Annotated in this window: 17 protein-coding genes; 10 read left to right on the forward strand and 7 right to left on the reverse strand. The window is 73.1% G+C overall.

Translation table 11 applies throughout. The features are described 5' to 3' along the window. Position 1 precedes the first annotated feature (1 nt). The 4 genes from ABZW32_RS04610 to ABZW32_RS04625 form a co-directional block, all read right to left on the reverse strand. A complete protein-coding gene (locus ABZW32_RS04610) occupies positions 2 to 409 on the reverse strand; it encodes a nuclear transport factor 2 family protein (protein ID WP_356211089.1) in 408 nt (135 codons plus the stop codon). Between the two features lie 81 nt (positions 410 to 490). Beyond that, on the reverse strand, positions 491 to 2,056 hold the full coding sequence (locus ABZW32_RS04615) for a protein kinase (protein WP_356211091.1): 1,566 nt from the start codon (positions 2,054 to 2,056) through the stop codon (positions 491 to 493). 182 nt (positions 2,057 to 2,238) lie between these two features. Continuing rightward, positions 2,239 to 2,763 (reverse strand): MarR family transcriptional regulator, encoded by a 525-nt coding sequence (locus ABZW32_RS04620; protein ID WP_356211094.1) that lies wholly within the window; start codon positions 2,761 to 2,763, stop codon positions 2,239 to 2,241. Continuing rightward, positions 2,756 to 3,403, reverse strand: coding sequence for a DJ-1/PfpI family protein (locus ABZW32_RS04625; RefSeq protein WP_356211097.1), 648 nt, complete (start codon positions 3,401 to 3,403; stop codon positions 2,756 to 2,758). Before ABZW32_RS04625 ends, ABZW32_RS04620 begins: the two co-directional genes overlap by 8 nt. 175 nt (positions 3,404 to 3,578) lie before the next feature. Here ABZW32_RS04625 and ABZW32_RS04630 point away from each other — a divergent pair, with 175 nt between their 5' ends. From ABZW32_RS04630 to ABZW32_RS04640, 3 genes are all read left to right on the forward strand, one after another. Further along, complete coding sequence (locus tag ABZW32_RS04630) at positions 3,579 to 4,931, forward strand: aspartate aminotransferase family protein (RefSeq protein WP_356211100.1); 1,353 nt, start codon at positions 3,579 to 3,581, stop codon at positions 4,929 to 4,931. Positions 4,932 to 5,063: 132 nt separating this feature from the next. Then, entirely contained in the window at positions 5,064 to 5,735 is a 672-nt protein-coding gene (locus tag ABZW32_RS04635) for a GntR family transcriptional regulator (protein ID WP_356211103.1), read from the forward strand. Positions 5,736 to 5,868: 133 nt separating this feature from the next. Beyond that, positions 5,869 to 6,519, forward strand: coding sequence for a hypothetical protein (locus ABZW32_RS04640; RefSeq protein ID WP_266840022.1), 651 nt, complete (start codon positions 5,869 to 5,871; stop codon positions 6,517 to 6,519). Positions 6,520 to 6,606: 87 nt separating this feature from the next. On the opposite strand, the gene ABZW32_RS04645 is transcribed toward ABZW32_RS04640, so the two are convergent. After that, positions 6,607 to 7,338 (reverse strand): SLATT domain-containing protein, encoded by a 732-nt coding sequence (locus tag ABZW32_RS04645; RefSeq protein WP_356211106.1) that lies wholly within the window; start codon positions 7,336 to 7,338, stop codon positions 6,607 to 6,609. Between the two features lie 270 nt (positions 7,339 to 7,608). Here ABZW32_RS04645 and ABZW32_RS04650 point away from each other — a divergent pair, with 270 nt between their 5' ends. From ABZW32_RS04650 to ABZW32_RS04680, 7 genes are all read left to right on the forward strand, one after another. Next, positions 7,609 to 7,953, forward strand: a complete 345-nt coding sequence (locus tag ABZW32_RS04650) for a YbaB/EbfC family nucleoid-associated protein (protein ID WP_356211109.1) — start codon at positions 7,609 to 7,611, stop codon at positions 7,951 to 7,953. A 123-nt stretch (positions 7,954 to 8,076) separates the two neighbouring features. Continuing rightward, positions 8,077 to 8,676 carry a recombination mediator RecR gene (gene recR / locus ABZW32_RS04655; RefSeq protein WP_030228593.1) on the forward strand — a complete coding sequence of 200 codons (600 nt, stop codon included), beginning with the start codon at positions 8,077 to 8,079 and terminating at the stop codon, positions 8,674 to 8,676. Beyond that, complete coding sequence (locus tag ABZW32_RS04660; protein ID WP_356211112.1) at positions 8,669 to 9,316, forward strand: DUF5063 domain-containing protein; 648 nt, start codon at positions 8,669 to 8,671, stop codon at positions 9,314 to 9,316. Before recR ends, ABZW32_RS04660 begins: the two co-directional genes overlap by 8 nt. A 111-nt stretch (positions 9,317 to 9,427) precedes the next feature. Next, the gene (locus ABZW32_RS04665) at positions 9,428 to 10,702 is read left to right on the forward strand and encodes an aspartate kinase (RefSeq protein WP_266840016.1); all 1,275 of its coding nucleotides are present in this window, start codon (positions 9,428 to 9,430) and stop codon (positions 10,700 to 10,702) included. Further along, positions 10,699 to 11,772: an aspartate-semialdehyde dehydrogenase gene (locus tag ABZW32_RS04670; RefSeq protein WP_356211115.1), complete on the forward strand. Its 1,074-nt coding sequence runs from the start codon at positions 10,699 to 10,701 to the stop codon at positions 11,770 to 11,772. The genes ABZW32_RS04665 and ABZW32_RS04670 overlap by 4 nt, the downstream gene beginning before the upstream one ends. 169 nt (positions 11,773 to 11,941) lie before the next feature. Beyond that, positions 11,942 to 12,733 (forward strand): SigE family RNA polymerase sigma factor, encoded by a 792-nt coding sequence (locus ABZW32_RS04675; protein ID WP_356211118.1) that lies wholly within the window; start codon positions 11,942 to 11,944, stop codon positions 12,731 to 12,733. Beyond that, positions 12,730 to 13,890 carry a hypothetical protein gene (locus tag ABZW32_RS04680; protein ID WP_356211121.1) on the forward strand — a complete coding sequence of 387 codons (1,161 nt, stop codon included), beginning with the start codon at positions 12,730 to 12,732 and terminating at the stop codon, positions 13,888 to 13,890. The genes ABZW32_RS04675 and ABZW32_RS04680 overlap by 4 nt, the downstream gene beginning before the upstream one ends. Positions 13,891 to 13,980: 90 nt before the next feature. On the opposite strand, the gene ABZW32_RS04685 is transcribed toward ABZW32_RS04680, so the two are convergent. Together ABZW32_RS04685 and ABZW32_RS04690 are read right to left on the reverse strand one after the other, a co-directional pair. Further along, entirely contained in the window at positions 13,981 to 14,781 is an 801-nt protein-coding gene (locus tag ABZW32_RS04685) for an SURF1 family protein (protein WP_356211124.1), read from the reverse strand. 100 nt (positions 14,782 to 14,881) lie between these two features. Beyond that, on the reverse strand, positions 14,882 to 16,708 hold the full coding sequence (locus ABZW32_RS04690) for a prolyl oligopeptidase family serine peptidase (protein WP_356211126.1): 1,827 nt from the start codon (positions 16,706 to 16,708) through the stop codon (positions 14,882 to 14,884). Between the last annotated feature and the right edge of the window lie 115 nt (positions 16,709 to 16,823).

Consider the following 16,823-nt stretch of genomic DNA (forward strand, 5'->3'; position numbering starts at 1 on the left):
CTCAGTCTGCCACCAGCGGTTCGACGTAAACGGCTCTCCAGCGGGGCGCGGGGTCTTGTCCAGGGCTGGTCCAGTACTCCCTCGCGCCGACGATCTCCCCGTCGCGCACGGTCCACAGGGAGACGGCCCGGTAGACGACGTGCTCCTCGGGTATCTCCACCTCGGTGACGACGAGGTCCCCGTCCGCGAGGATGCGCAGCACCTCGACCGCGCCGAGGGACCTCTCGTCGTCCGCGGAGTCGTCCCCCTCGTTGCGGAGCACGGCGACGAAGTTGGCCCTGCCGACGATGCGCTCGCCGCTGACCGGCCACTCGATGACCGCGTCCTCGGCGATGAGCGCGGCCACGCCGTCCCAGTCGCGTGCCTCGATCCGCTCCCACAGTTGTGCCACTACCTTCAACGGCTCCATGTGCCGCAGTGTGCGATGGGCTCCTCGTACGCAACAAGCTTTGCTTGCAGTCTTATTGACTTCGACACAATCGGCTGCCGACTACTCCCGGTGATACGTGAGAGGGGGGTTCGATCCCCCTTCCAGCTCACGCCGCAGGGTCCCGTCGGGCAGCAGCCGCAGCCGGCTCCGGCCGCCGGGAGTGCAGGTGGGAGGGGTTCCGGAGACGAGGGTGGAGGCGTCGAGCTCCACCGGGTCGGGGGCGCCGCGCAGGGTGGCCCGCCAGGAGCAGGAGTAGCCGGGATCGTCCACCCGCAGGGTCATCACGGGCTCGCCGACCCCGCCGGGGGTGAGGTCCAGGCGCCAGATCGCGCTGCCGGAGGCGGCCCGCCAGGTGCCGGCGTAGGACTGGGGGAGGCGGGCGGCCGGGTCACTGCCGGCGGAGGTTCCGGTTCCGGGGTCCTTGGGGTCCGCGGGGCCCGCCCCGGTGGGCGGGGACGGGGCGGAGGCGGTGACCGCCGGGCCCGGAGGGAGGGGATCCGGCTCGCTGCTCATCACCGCGTACACCGTGCCGCCCGCCGCGGCCGCGACCACGACGGCGACGGCCACCAGGAAGGCGGTCGACGCCGGGTGGGGCCGGGGCGCCGGTTCGGCGGGCGGCCCGTAGGAGTACGACGGGGGCAGGGGCAGGGCCGGCGGCGGGGGCGCCACTGCGGTGGGGGTCGGGAGGACGACGTGCCGCGGACCGGAGTCCTCGCGGTCGAGGAGCTGTACGGCGTGCCGTCCGAGCCGGTCCACGAGCGGCGCCGGAAGCCACGGTTCCAGGGCGCGCCCGTCCGCCACCGTGCCGCCCGCCCCGACCCGGTCCAGGACCGCCGCGGGATCGGGGCGCGCCGCGGGGTCCTTGCGCAGGCAGTCCGCGACCAGTTCCCGCAGTTCGGCCGGTACGCCGTCCAGCTCGGGTTCCGCTTCCACGATGCGCAGCAGCAGCCCCGCGGCCCCGCCGGGGTGTTCCGCGTCGCCGAAGGGCAGCCGCCCGGTGGCCGCGTAGGCCAGTACGGCGCCGAGGCAGAAGACGTCGCAGGCCGGTGTGACCGCCTCGCCGCGGACCTGCTCGGGAGCCATGAACCCGGGTGAGCCGACCAGTTCCCCCGGCCGCGTCAGACCGGCGTCGCGGGTGTCGAGCGGGCGGGCGATGCCGAAGTCGATGACGCGGGGCCCGTCGAGGGTGAGCAGGACGTTGGACGGTTTCAGGTCGCGGTGGATGAGGCCGGCCCGGTGGATGTCCTGGAGGGCGTACGCGAGCCCGGCGGCCAGGACCAGCACGGTACGGGTGGGAAGGGGGCCGAAGTCATGCGCCACGGCCTGGCGCAGGCTCGGCCCGGCGATGTACCCGGTGGCGAACCAGGGGACTTCGGCCTCGGTGTCGGCGTCGAGGACGGGAGCGGTCCACGCGCCGCCGACCCGGCGGGCGGCCGCGACCTCCTGGCGGAACCGGGCGCGGAACTCCTCGCGGAGGGCGAGTCCGGGGTGGACGAGCTTGACCGCGACGGTGCGGCCGCGGTCGGACCGGGCGAGGTAGACCTGGCCCATGCCGCCGGCGCCGAGGCGGGACAGGACGCGGTACGGGCCGACGTGTTGGGGGTCGGCGGGGTGCAGCGGTTCCATCGGCGGGTGGTCCTTCCCCCGGGGGCGGGCCGACGGGCCGAGCGTAGTTCGCTCCGCGGGGGAGGGGGAGTATCGCGCAGGTCCGGTCCGCGCGGAGCCGACCGCTGCGCGGAGCCGGAGGCGTTGCGGTGCGGCTCAGAGCCCCCCGGACCTCCGGACCTCCGGCCCCCCGGACCCGCGCCTCAATCGCCGGCGGGGCTGGACTCCGGTTCGGCGGGGCCGGAATCGGAGCCGGATTCGTGTGCGGTGATGGTGGTCAAGGCCGCCGAGAGGCGGTTCAGGACGCGGGTCGTCTCGGCGAAGGCCTCGTCGCCCAGCTCCGCCGCCAGACGGGTGGCCAGGTCTGCGTGGCCCGGGTCGATGCGGGCGATGGCGGCGCGCCCCTCCTGCGTCGGGCGCAGCAGCTTCGCGCGGCGGTGGGCCGGGTTCGGGGCGTACGCGGCGAGGCCCTTGGCCACCAGCAGGTCCGCCACCCGCTGCACGCTCTGCCGGGTGATCCCCATGGCCCGCGCGATGCCCGCCACCGGCAGCGGCTCGCGCAGCACGGCCCCCAGGACCTGCCACCAGGCCGCCGTCAGCCCGGCCGGGCGGGCCAGTTCCTCCGACAGTGCGAGGAACTGCCCGTTGAGGTGGAAGACGCCGAGCGCCGTGCCGCTCAGCAGGTCCTGCCGCTCCCGCAGCGAGAGCGGAGGCCGCGGCTCAGGCATCTCCGGCCTCCGCCGCGGCCATCAGCACCGGGTAGGCGCTCGCGTCGGAGTCGTGGAACAGCCGGTACCAGGCGTCCAGTACGTCCGGCCCGTAGACGCCGAGCCGCGCGAATACCTCGCGGGCGAAGGCCACCGGCTCGGTCGGGCCCGCCGTGATCAGGTCGCCGTCGGTGACGGCGTCGGCCTCCACGTAGTGCGCGGCTCCCCCGTACCCCGGCTGCTGTGCCAGGTGGAAGGAAGCCGCGCCGGTGTGGGCGCGCCCGTCCAGGAGGCCCTCGCGGGCGAGGCCGGCAGTGGCCCCGCAGATCGCCGCGACCGGGACCCCGGCCGCCAGGAACGCGCGGGCCTTCGCGGCGAACGGGGCCAGCTCGTCGCCCGTCTCCCAGAGCGAGGCGCCGGTCAGGATCAGCAGCGAGGAGTCCTCGGGGCGCAGGTCCGCGAGGGCCAGGTCGGGCTGGATCCGGATCCCGCCCATCGTGGTGACCGGCAGCCCGGCGGCGGCGCCGACCGTACGGACCGTGTGGCCGCGCTGGGCGAGGTGCGCCGTGGTGTGGCCGGTCTCCCAGTCCGCGTACGTGTCGTAGACCGCGAGGTGGACGGGCTTGGACCCGGGCCGGGGCCCGCTCGGGGTTCCGCTCATGGTGCTCGCCTCCGGATCGCGAGGAGTCTCTGACGAGAGCTTATGACAAGAGGCTGTCATCATGAAAGTGTGCTGTCAATGTTCGGTCCCGGCAGACAGACTGCCGAGGGCGGGCGCCCACCCCCATACAGTCCGCCGATATCCCTTCCGACCTGCGCACTTCTAGCGTGACGGCATGACCCCTCATGTCACCGGTGCGGCCGTCAAGGCCGCCGACCGCGCTCACGTCTTCCACTCGTGGTCCGCCCAGGCCCTGATCGACCCGCTGGCCGTCGCCGGGGCCGAGGGCTCGTACTTCTGGGACTACGACGGGAACCGCTTCCTCGACTTCTCCTCCCAGCTGGTCAACACCAACATCGGCCACCAGCACCCCAAGGTGGTCGCCGCGATCCAGGAGCAGGCCGCCCGGCTCTGCACCCTCGCGCCCGGTTTCGCCGTGGACGTCCGTTCCGAGGCCGCACGCCTCATCGCCGAGCGCACCCCCGGTGACCTGGACAAGATCTTCTTCACCAACGGCGGCGCCGAGGCCGTGGAGAACGCCGTACGGATGGCCCGGCTGCACACCGGCCGCCAGAAGGTGCTGTCCACGTACCGCTCGTACCACGGCGCCACCGCCGCCGCGATCAACCTGACCGGTGACCCGCGCCGCTGGCCCTCCGACACGGCCGCCGCCGGGGTCGTGCACTTCTGGGGCCCGTTCCTCTACCGCTCGCCCTTCCACGCGACGACCGAGGCCGAGGAGTGCGAGCGCGCCCTCGCCCACCTCGCCGACACCATCGCCTTCGAGGGCCCGGCGACCATCGCCGCGATCATCCTGGAGTCGGTGCCGGGAACCGCCGGGATCATGACCCCGCCGGCCGGGTACCTCGCCGGGGTGCGCGAGCTCTGTGACCGCAACGGCATCGTCTTCATCCTCGACGAGGTCATGTCGGGCTTCGGCCGCACCGGCAAGTGGTTCGCCGCCGAGCACTGGGACGTCACCCCGGACCTGATCACCTTCGCCAAGGGCGTGAACAGCGGATACGTGCCGCTGGGCGGCGTGGCCATCTCCGCCGCCATCGCCGAGACCTTCGCCACCCGCCCCTACCCGGGCGGACTGACCTACTCCGGTCACCCGCTGGCCTGCGCCGCCGCCGTCGCGACGATCAACACGATGGAGGAGGAGGGCATCGTCCAGAACGCCGCCCGCATCGGCGCCGAGGTGATCGCCCCGGGCCTGGCCGCGATCGCCGAGCGGCACCCGTCCGTCGGCGAGGTGCGCGGGCTCGGCACCTTCTGGGCGCTGGAACTCGTACGGGACAAGGAGACGCGCGAGCCGCTCGTCCCGTACAACGCGGCCGGTGCCGCGAACGCGCCGATGGCCGAATTCGCGGCGGCCTGCAAGGCCTCCGGTCTGTGGCCGTTCGTGAACATGAACCGGACGCACGTCGTCCCGCCCTGCACGGTCACGGAAACCGAGGCCAAGGAGGGTCTGGCACTCCTCGACGAGGCCCTTGCGGTCGCGGACCGGCACACCGTGGGCGCGTAGTACGACGGAGGCCGGACGGTAAGTCGTCCGGATAACGGTCGGTATATCCGTATATCGGCCGCAGAACCGATCGGTTTCAGCCGCGCTGCCTGGCCTAAGGTGTCCGAAGATCTACGGAGGAGACGGACCCCTATGCCAGGCAGCGGAAGCGGAGCTGTCACCCGCAACACACTTCGGCAGCAGATCGCGGACGCGCTGCGCGACGAGGTGCTCGCGGGTCGTCTGCCGCCGGGGACCGAGTTCACGGTCAAGCAGATAGCCGAGCAGTACGAGGTCTCCGCGACCCCGGTGCGCGAAGCGCTGGTCGACCTCTCGGCCCAGGGGCTGCTGGAGTCGGTCCAGCACCGCGGGTTCCGGGTGCGGACCTACACCATCGACGACTTCCGGGGCATGATCGAGGCCCGCACGCTGATCCTCGACGGCGTCTTCCGCTGCCTCGTCGAACGCGGCGTCGCGCCCGGCGCGGCCGAGATGCTGGTGTCGGTGCGCCGCCGCGGCGAGGAAGCGCGCAGGGCCGCCCAGAGCGGCTCGCTCGAAGTGCTCATCGGCTACGACCTGCGGTTCTGGCGGGAGCTCAGCGGGCTGGTCGGCAACCCGTACATCTCCGAGTTCCTGCACCGGATCCGGATCCAGTGCTGGGTCTTCTCCGTACCGCACCTCCAGGGGTCGCCGGAGCTGCGGACCGCGCTGTGGGACGGGCACAACGAGCTGGTCGACGCCGTGACACTGGCCGACGCCGAAGAGGTGCGGCGCCTCGTGCGCGCGTACAACCAGCACGGTCTGGACTGGGCCGCCGGGCTCTGAGGGGCCGCCCCGGCCGCTCCCGGTCCCGCCCGCCCGCCGTCCCGGGTTCTCCCGGGTTCTGCGCACCCCTTCGCGGAGGGTGTTCGGAGCACTACTCTGACCGGATCGGCGGCAACGACTGATCGGAGCCCGCGTGGCCTGTGACCTGTGGCTGGTCCCCCTTGTCGACGTGCTGTGCCACAGCCCCGACAACCCCTTCGCGGAAGAGATCGCCTCGTACGACAAGGCGCTGGGCGAGGCGGGTCTGCCGTCGGTGCCCGTGTTCGCTTACATGCCGGGCCTGAGCGGGGACGTGGCCCCGGTGGCCGGCTTCGACTACGACGCCCTGCACTTCCTCCGGCGGGCGTACCTGCTCCAGATCTGCGGGCTGCCGGTGACCCCGGTGGACGAGCTGGGCGGGGACTACGAGCAGCTGCTGGAGATGTTCGAGCCGACGGCGCAGCAGTCCCACCTGGTGTGGCACTACGACCACGCCGGGGCGTACGTCCCGGTGGACTTCCCGGCTCCGCTGGCCAACGAGGAGCTGCTGGCGGGGGGCGGCCCGCTGGGATCGGCGCAGGGGCTGCTGCGGGAGCTGGCCTTCGTGGCCCCCGCGATCGGGATCGACCCGGGGAACCCGCCGGCCGCGCCGGCGCCGCCCGGCGGGCCGACGTCGCTGGAGGAGCCGGCCGGGCCGATCCCGTACGACGCGAGCCCCTTCGCGCGGGAGCGGCACGTGTGGCTGGGGCTGCACGCGGCGGCGACGCGGAGCCTCGGACAGGGATCGATGATCATCTTCAGCTGAGCGGCCGGACTGCCGGACGGTCGGCCGCCCGGTGCCGCGGGGCACGGGGCACCGGGCGGCCGACCCGGCCCCCGTGGCCCCCGTGGCTCAGCGGGGCTGCTCCGGCGGCCGCTGGCGGGGCATGTTCGGGCGGGTGCCCGGCGGGAGCGGGAACCGGGCCGGGGGCACGTACGCGTCCGGGCGGGCGGGGGCCCCGGCCAGGGACTGCATCACCAGCGGCGCCGGCCCCGCGCGGAACTCCACCATCCAGTCCGCGGTCTCGGAACGCACCAGCTCCGTGATGTCCTCCGAGAACCGGCGCAGCACCGTCAGACACCGCTCCGCGGCCTCGCCGGCGGTGCCCTCCGTCGGTCCCAGCACCTCCCGTACGTTCTCCGAGGCCCAGTCGAACTGGAGGGTCTGCAGGCGGCGCTGCACCGCCTGGGCGGTCGCGACGTCCCGCATCCAGCCCGAGGTCAGCCCGAAGAACCGGTCGCAGGCCAGGCACGCGGCCGCGAGCAGCAGCGACAGGTACCCGTACGAGGCCGCGCCCGGCGCCGAGCCCGTCAGCTCCAGCAGGGGCATCGCGGCACCCGCGACGGCGCCCAGGGCCGCGCCGGCCCGCAGCGTCCGCGCGCCCCGGCGCTTCCAGGCCCGGTCGGAGAGGTACCACTCGGCGGTGCGCAGCGCGTCGGCCTCCACCCGGCGGTAGAGCTCGTCGAGCCGCTCCGCGGGTTCGCCCCAGTCCCCGAGCGGGAACGGCCGGCCGGTCAGGTCGCCGTCGCCGTCCTCCGCGGGATCCCGGGGTGGCCCCTCGGGCTGCATCTCCGGCTGACTCACCCGGCACTCCCTCTGCCTGCGCTGACGTCTCTGTGGTGCGCGTGTGCGCAATGATGCGCATGCTCTTCCTACCTTCGAATGACGCGCGATGGACAACGAATCCCGGGTTTTCCGCCCACAAGGAGGGCGCCATCAGGTACGCGCACGCCCCGACTCTCACTCGAAAGAGTTGGTCCTCCCGGCGTAGGGCGCGGTGCGCGGGGAGCACGTAGGCTCGGATTGACCGAGCGTTCCCGAAGGTCGTAGCGACGACGTATGGAGTGAGCACCTGTGATTCCCGGTGGTGGCCAGCCCAACATGCAGCAGCTGCTCCAGCAGGCCCAGAAGATGCAGCAGGACCTCGCCGCGGCGCAGGAGGAGCTGGCTCTGGCAGAGGTCGAGGGCCAGGCCGGAGGCGGTCTGGTCAAGGCCACCGTCACCGGTTCCGGTGAACTGCGGGCGCTGGTGATCGACCCGAAGGCCGTGGACCCGCAGGACACCGAGACCCTCGCCGACCTGGTGGTCGCGGCGGTCCAGGCGGCCAACGAGAACGCGCAGGCGCTCCAGCAGCAGAAGCTGGGACCGCTGGCCCAGGGCCTGGGCGGCGGCAGCGGGATCCCCGGCCTGCCGTTCTGACCCCGGTCCGGGGCCCGGGCCCGAGCGGGCCCGGCTCCCGGCGGCAAGGGCCTCGCAGACGTCCCGAAGACGAGCGGACGTCCCGAAGACAAACAGAGAAGACCAGAGAAAGAAGGCAGTCCGTTGTACGAAGGCGTGGTCCAGGACCTGATCGACGAACTGGGCAGGCTGCCCGGCGTCGGGCCCAAGAGCGCGCAGCGGATCGCCTTCCACATCCTGCAGGCCGAACCCACCGACGTCCGCCGCCTCGCGCACGCGCTGCTGGAGGTCAAGGCCAAGGTCCGGTTCTGCGCGGTGTGCGGGAACGTGGCGCAGGAGGAGCGGTGCGGGATCTGCCGTGACCCGCGCCGCGACACGACCGTCATCTGTGTGGTCGAGGAGCCGAAGGACGTCGTCGCGATCGAGCGGACCCGCGAATTCCGGGGCAAGTACCACGTCCTCGGTGGCGCGATCAGCCCGATCGAGGGCGTCGGCCCGGACGACCTGCGCATCCGCGAGCTGCTCGCGCGCCTCGCGGACGGGACGGTCACCGAGCTGATCCTGGCGACCGACCCGAACCTGGAGGGCGAGGCGACCGCCACCTACCTCGCCCGCATGATCAAGCCCATGGGCCTCAAGGTCACCCGCCTGGCCAGCGGGCTCCCCGTCGGGGGAGATCTGGAGTACGCGGACGAGGTCACGCTCGGGCGGGCCTTTGAAGGAAGGCGACTTCTCGATGTCTGACGCAACGCTGCACGCCCTCGGACAGGATCCGGACGACTTCGCGGCCTCGATCGCGGACCAGATCGAATCCCTCATCGTCGCGGTCACCGAGGTGGCCAAGGGCGAGGACCCGGACAGCGCCGTTCCCTTCCTCCTCCTGGAGGTGTCCCAGCTGCTGCTGGCGGGCGGCCGGCTGGGCGCGTACCAGGACGTCCTCCCCGAGGAGCGCTACGAGCCCGATCTGGGCCCGGAGCCGGACGTGGACGACCTGCGCGAGCGCTTCGCCGTCATGCTGGAGCCGGTCGACGTCTACTCCGAGGTCTTCGACCCGTACGAGCCGCGCAAGGCCCCGGTCGCGCACCGGATCTCCGACGACCTGGCCGACGTGGTGGCCGACCTGCGCCACGGCCTCATCCACCACCAGGCCGGCCGGATCACCGAGGCGCTGTGGTGGTGGCAGTTCTCGTACTTCACCAACTGGGGTCCGACGGCCTCGGCCACCCTGCGCGCCCTCCAGTCGCTGATCGCGCACGTCCGCCTGGACCAGCCGCTGGCCGCCCTCGACGGCCTCGACACGGACGAGGACCTGACCGAGGAGGAGCTCGCGGAGCAGGCCGGACTGGTCATGGCCGAGGAGCTGGGGCGGCTCGGCCGCAAGTGACCGGCAACCGGGGCGCTGATCCTTTCGTCTCATGATGTGGCACGGGGCGGTCGGATCCCGGCCGCTCGTTAGACTGCACCAGCAATGAGACGGACCGAGCGAGGAGCGCACGTGGGCCTTGTCGTGCAGAAGTACGGAGGCTCCTCCGTAGCCGATGCCGAGGGCATCAAGCGCGTCGCCAAGCGGATCGTGGACGCCAAGAAGAACGGCCACCAGGTGGTCGTCGTGGTTTCCGCGATGGGCGACACTACGGACGAGCTGATCGATCTCGCCGAGCAGGTATCTCCGATGCCTGCGGGGCGCGAATTCGACATGCTGCTGACCGCCGGAGAGCGCATCTCCATGGCCCTGCTGGCCATGGCGATCAAAAACCTGGGCCACGAGGCCCAGTCGTTCACCGGCAGCCAGGCAGGCGTGATCACCGACTCGGTCCACAACAAAGCGCGCATCATCGATGTGACGCCGGGCCGGATCCGCACCGCGCTGGACGAGGGCAACATCGCCATCGTCGCCGGCTTCCAGGGTGTGTCCGCGGACTCCAAGGACATCACCACCCTCGGCCGGGGCGGCTCGGACACCACCGCCGTGGCGCTCGCCGCCGCGCTGGACGCCGAGGTCTGTGAGATCTACACCGATGTCGACGGCGTCTTCACCGCGGACCCCCGCGTCGTGAAGAAGGCCCGGAAGATCGACTGGATCTCCTCCGAGGACATGCTGGAGCTCGCGGCCTCCGGCTCCAAGGTGCTGCTGCACCGCTGCGTCGAGTACGCCCGCCGCTACAACATCCCGATCCACGTCCGCTCGTCCTTCTCGGGACTGCCGGGCACCTGGGTCAGCAACGAGAATCCGCAAGGGGACGCGCAGGTGGAGCACGCCATCATCTCCGGAGTCGCTCACGACGTCTCCGAAGCCAAGATCACGGTCGTCGGCGTCCCGGACAAGCCGGGCGAGGCCGCGGCGATCTTCCGGGCCATCGCGGACGCCGAGATCAACATTGACATGATCGTCCAGAACGTGTCGGCGGCCTCCACCGGCCTGACCGACATCTCCTTCACCCTCCCCAAGGCCGAGGGCCACAAGGCCATCGACGCCCTGGAGAAGGCGAAGGGCCAGATCGGCTTCGACTCGCTGCGCTACGACGACCAGATCGGCAAGATCTCCCTGGTCGGCGCGGGCATGAAGACGAACCCGGGCGTCACCGCCTCCTTCTTCCAGGCGCTGTCCGACGCGGGCGTGAACATCGAGCTGATCTCCACCTCCGAGATCCGCATCTCGGTCGTCACCCGCCAGGACGACGTCAACGACGCCGTCCGCGCGGTGCACACGGCCTTCGGCCTGGACTCCGACAGCGACGAGGCCGTCGTCTACGGAGGCACCGGACGATGACGGCGCCCCGGTCCCCCGGCCCGGCGCTCGCCGTGGTCGGGGCGACCGGAGCCGTCGGTTCGGTCCTGCTCCAGATCCTGTCCCAGCGGGCGGACGTCTGGGGCGACATCCGCCTGATCGCCTCCCCGCGCTCGGCCGGCCGCGTGCTGGCCGTCCGTGGGGAGGAGACCGAGGTGCTCGCCCTCACCGAGGACGCCTTCGACGGCTTCGGCGTGGGCGACGTCGTGCTCTTCCTGACCCCGGCCGAGGTGTCGGCGCGCTGGGCCCCCGTGGTGACCGCGCGCGGTGCCGTCGTGGTGGACCAGTCCGCCGCCTTCCGGGAGGACCCCGAGGTGCCCCTGGTGGTGCCCGAGGTGAACGGCCACGCCGTACGGATCCGGCCGCGCGGGATCGTCGCGGGCCCGGACTGCGTGACGGCCGCCATGATCGCCGCCCTGGGCGCGCTGCACGCCGAGTACGCACTGGCCGACCTGGCCGTCTCCTCGTACCAGGCCGCCAGCGCGGCCGGCCGGGCCGGTTCCGAGGCGCTGCGCCGCCAGCTCTCGCTGGTCGCCGGGAGCGCCCTGGGGGAGCAGACCGGGGACGTGCGCCGGGCCGTGGGCGAGGACACCGGCCCCTTCGCGGCTCCGCTCGCGCTGAACGTGGTGCCCTGGTCCGGGGAGCTGCGCGAGGGCGGCTGGTCCTCGCACGAGCTGGCCGTACGGGCGGAGACCCGGCGGATCCTGGGGCTGGAGACGCTGCCGATCGCGGTGACCTGCGTACAGGTTCCCGTGGTGACCGGCCATTCCCTGACGGTTCGGGCCCGCTTCGAGCGGGAGGTGGACGCCGGGCACGCCCGGGAGATCCTGGAGGCGGCGCCCGGGGTGGTGCTCGTCGACGATCCCGAGGCGGGGGAGTTCCCCACGCCCGCCGACGCGGCCGGTACGGATCCCGCCTGGGTGGGACGGGTACGGGCCTCGCTCGACGACCCCCGCTCCCTGGAGTTCTTCGTGTGCGCGGACAATCTGCGCAAGGGCGCGGCGCTGAATGCCACGCAGATCTCGGAACTGATCGCGGGTGAATTCGCGTAATTCGCTTTGTAGGATCGGTCCCGATCCCTTGATCAAGGTGATGGCCCGACTGCCGTCTGGATAAATGGGGCAATCGGGAAGAGCGGGTACGCATGAAGGCAATGGGGAAATTGCTGGTTACTCTGCCGCACGCGTACAACCCTCACGGGGGGACGCGTGTCCAACCGGCGTGGCAGAGGCACTGTTGGAATACGCCGTCGTACCGGCGCGCCCAGGGATCGTTCCCCCGCGCCGCCGCTCGCTCGCGGCAGGCGGCTCCGGCGGCTTCCCCGTGATCGTTCCCGTCCCGCCGACCCTCGGCGGGCGCGTGCCCGCGCCCCGCGACAGCACGGCCACGGAATCGGCCACGGAACCGGCCGACGGACCGGCCGACGCACCGGACACCACGGTGCCCGCCGCCATGCCCGCAGGGACGCCGTCCGAGACGCCGTCCGTGACGGCGGCCGACGGCGCGCCGGTCGTCGCCGGGACCACGGTCGACCACCTCACCGAGACCTACCAGGCCCACTACCGGTCCCTCCTGGGCCTGGCCGCACTGCTCCTCGACGACACGGCCTCCTGCGAGGACGTGGTCCAGGAGGCCTTCATCCGCGTCCACTCGGCCCGCAACCGGGTGCGCGACCGCGACAAGACACTGGCCTATCTCCGCCAGACCGTCGTGAACCTCTCGCGTTCCGCGCTGCGCCGCCGCATCCTCGGTCTCAAGCTGCTGTCCAAGCCGATGCCGGACATGGCCAGCGCGGAGGAAGGGGCCTACGACCAGCTGGAGCGGGACGACCTGATCAAGGCGATGCGCGGGCTCCAGCGCCGCCAGCGCGAGGTGCTCGTGCTGCGCTACTTCGCGGACATGACGGAGGTCCAGGTCGCCGAGACGCTCGGGATATCGCTCGGCTCGGTCAAGGCGTACGGATCGCGGGGCATTGCCGCGCTGAGGGTGGCGATGGAGGCAGCGCAGTCATGAGGGACGATCACGAGAACCCGAGGGGGCCGGCCGCACCGGGCACCGGTGACGAGCAGGTCCTGCGGAGTCTGCTGGCCGGAGCCGTGCAGGGCCTGGAGCCCTCCGAGGGAGCCCTGGAGCGGCTGCGCCACGCGGTGCCCGTCCGCCGGGCCCGCAAGCGGCAGGCACTCGTCGGGGCGGCCGCGGCGGCCCTGCTGGCCGGCACCGCGATCCCGGCCGCGCTGCACCTGGGCACCGACCAGGACGCGGCGGCCGGACACTCGGCGATGGCCGGTCACGGCGAGGCCCAGGGCGGCAAGACCGGCGGCCCCTCCGACCCGCACCAGAACGGCTCCGGCGACGGGACCGGGACCGGCCCGAAGACCGCGAAGCCCGCCGGCGCGGACCAGGAGGCGGGCGGTACCGGCGGCAAGCCGTCCCCGCAGGCCAGCGGCTCCCCCTCCGGAGGCACGGTCACGGGCGGCCCGTCCGATGCCGGAGTCGTCCCGGGCGCCGCGAACGGAGCCGGCCACGGCCCGCCCCCGGTGGGCGCGGCCCCCGGCGTCCCCGGCTGCACCGCCGGACAGCTCGGGGTGGCCGGCAGCGCCCGTGCCCCCGGGCCCGACGGCAAGGTGCTCGGCAGTTTCAAGGTCACCAACGTCTCCGCCAAGGGCTGTACGGTCACCGGCCCGGACACCGTGACCGCCGCGGCGGTCCCCGCCGGGCCGCCGTCGGCGCAGTCCGCCGGGGTGACGGTCACCGGCCACACGGCGGGCGACCCGGTGAGCGGGCTGCTGCCCGACCCGTCGGCGGAGACCCCGGTGCTGTTCCTGGAGCCGAACACGGCGTACGAGGTGCGCTTCGCCTGGGTGCCCTCGGGAGCCTCCTGCCCGGCACCCCCCGGCCCGTCGGCCAAGCCCCAGCAGGGCGACGCCGCGCAGCCGGCCGGTACGGGGACGGCCACGGGAGCGCCCGCCGCGGCGCCCGGCGGTGACGGCACCGCGGCCGCCGCCGCTCCGGGCCCGGACCCGCAGACCGGCGGTACGGACACCCAGCCGGGCGGAGTGGCGGTCTCGCACACCCCGGCCACGGGCGATCCGGTCACCCGGACCACCATTCCCGAGGCCTGCGGCGGGACGGTCTACCGGACGGGGATCATCCCGCAGGCGACGCCGTAGCGCGGATCGGGCGTCCGGGCCGGCCCGGACGCCCGGACCGGCGGGGCCGGGCACCCTTCGCAAACCGGACCCCGGACCCGGAGTCCGGGCTCAGGCCTGTGCTTCGGCCCGCGCGGTCGTGGAGGGAGCGGCGTCCGGCGCCGGGAGCAGTCCCGCCTCGGCGTCGCGCAGGGTCTCGACCTCGCGCCGGTAGAGCCGGAACCACATGAAGAGCACGAATCCGGCGAAGACGAACCACTCACCGGTGTAGCCGAGGTTCTGGAAGGCCTTCATGTCGAGACCGGTGTTGACCGGTGCCTTCGCCGGCACCGGAAGCATTCCGTCGGCCGGGGTCTGCACCGTCAGCCAGGCGTCGTAGAGCGGGTCCGGCACCAGGTTGACCAGCGTGGCCGACCCGATCACCCCGACCTGCCCGGCCGGCAGCCCGCCCTGCGCGTGCACGCCCTTGGTTCCCGAGTTCTCCGAGGCCTGCAGGGCACCCGTCACCTCGGTCCGCCCCGCCGGCGGTGCCGGAACCTTCGCCGGGTCGGGCGTCCCGGGCAGCCAGCCGCGGACCACGGGGACGGTCTTGCCGCCGTCGGTCCGCAGCAGGGTCAGGACGTAGAAGCCCGTCTTCCCGTCGAGCACCCGGTCCGGGACCAGCAGCTGCCGCCCGTACTCGCCGGCCGCCGAAGCGAGCCGCCCGGAGGTCTTCGTGTCGACCGGGAGCAGCGAGTCCAGCGGTGCGGCCGCCTGGTCGGCGGGCCGCTCCGCGTTCGCCTCCCGGTGGCTGCCGACGCGGTCCTCGAACCGGCCGAGCTGCCAGGTCCCCATGAACAGGCAGAAGGGGATGGCGAGCGCGACGAAGACGTTGATCCCCCACCAGCGCGGGGTCAGGAGAAACCGGTGCACCCCACCACGGTACGGGGGCCGCGCCCGGCGCCCGCCTCCGGGGCTCGGCGGGCTCCGGGCGCACCGCGGGTGCACCGGAGGCCGGCCGAGCCCCGTGGCATCACCTCGGCAGGTGCTTCAGCGCGAACTCCAGGTCCATCCGGACCTGCTTGATCCGCTCCTCCACGACCAGCGAGCCGTGTCCCGCGTCGTAGCGGTAGACCTCGTGGACGGCGCCGCGCGCCGCGAGCCGGTCCACGTAGTTGTCGATCTGCCGGATCGGACAGCGCGGGTCGTTGACGCCCGCCGCGATGTGGACGGGCGCCTTGACCGCGTCCACGTACGTCAGCGGTGAGGAGGCCTCGAACCGCTCCGGGACCTCCTCCGGGGTGCCGCCGAAGAGGGTGCGGTCCAGGGCCTTCAGCGCTTCCATCTCGTCGTGGTACGCCGTCACGTAGTCCGCCACCGGTACGGCGGCCAGCCCGACGGCCCAGTCGTCGGGCCGGGTGCCGATGCCGAGCAGGGTCAGGTACCCGCCCCAGGAGCCGCCCGACAGGACGAGGCGCGCCGGGTCGGCGAGGCCGGAGGCCACGGCCCACTCCCGGACGGCGGATACGTCCTCCAGCTCGATCAGGCCGACCCGGTGCTTGAGGGCATCGGTCCACTCGCGGCCGTAGCCGGTCGATCCCCGGTAGTTGACCCGGACCACCGCGAAGCCGTGGTCGAGCCAGGCCGCCGGAGTGGCGAGGAAGGAGTCGCTGTCGTGCCAGGTCGGGCCGCCGTGGATCTCGAAGATCGTGGGGAAGGGGCCCTCGCCGTGGCCCACCGGGCGCTGGGCGAGCGCGTGGATCCGCCCGCCGGGGCCCTCCACCCACACGTCCTCGACGGGTACCGAGCCCGGCGGCCGGAAGCCGGGCGGGTCGAGCACGACGCCGCCCGCGGTGGACCGTACGGAGGCCGGCTCGGCCGCCGAGGACCACTGGTACTCCACGGTCCCGTCGGGGCGGGCGGTCGCGCCGGTCACCGACCCCGGGGGCGTGTCCACCCGTACGAGCTCCCGCGCGGCCAGGTCGTAGCGCCACAGCTCGCTGCGCGCCTCGAAGCTGTGCGCGACGAGCAGGGCGGACCCGTCCGGGTACCACTCGGCGCTCACGTCGCCCGGCAGCTCGACCGCGAGGTCCTCCTGGGCGCCGGTGGCGACGTCCCACACCATCGGCTCCCAGCGGCCGCGCCGCTGGTGACCGATGAGCAGCCGGGTGTCCCCGGCGACCGGGGCGAAGCCGAGCACCTCCAGGCCGAGCTCCACGGTGGCGCCGCGCGAGTCGTCGAGCTCCGCCACGGTCGCCCCGTCGAGGGTGACCACGCGCAGCGCCGAGTGCATCGCGTCGCCGTGCTCGGTGTGCTCGATGGCGAGCAGGGTCCCGTCGTGGGACAGGTCGCCGACGCCGGCCGACTCGCGGTGGCGGTAGATGACGGCGGGGTCGCTGCCGTCGGGGCGCACCACGTGGATGGTGGAGCCGTCCTCGTCCGTGGACCGGCCGACGACCGCCGTACCGTCGCGGCCGATGGCGAGACCGGCCGGGTAGGAGGCCTCCAGACCGGGGGTGGCGGGCTCGTCGGGGCCGCCCGCGAAGGGCTGGCGGACCCAGGTGCCGAACTCGTCGCCGTCGGTGTCGGAGAACCACCAGATCCACTCGCCGTCGGGGGAGAGGGTGCCGTCGGTGGTGCCGTTGGGGCGGTCGGTGGCCTGGCGCTGCGTGCCGGTGGCACGGTCCCAGGCGTAGAGCTCGTACGTCCCGGTGGCGTTCGAGACGAAGAGCGAGCGGTCCGGGGCGTCCTCCGCCCAGTCGGGGAGCCCGACGCGCGGCGCCCGGAAGCGCTTCTCCCAGTCGGGCATCTCGGGCGTCTCGGCGGCTGCGCCGGGGGTCAGATCGCTGTCGCTGGTCATGCCCCCCATTCTTGCCGCACCGGCGGGAGCGATGCGCCGGTGCGGTTCCGGGATGCCGACGGTGGCGAAGGGGAGCATCGTGGTGGGGGTACGCCCCAAGGCAGCCGAGAGGTGT

Source organism: Streptomyces sp. NPDC004667, assembly GCF_040609475.1.
GTDB lineage: Bacteria > Actinomycetota > Actinomycetes > Streptomycetales > Streptomycetaceae > Streptomyces.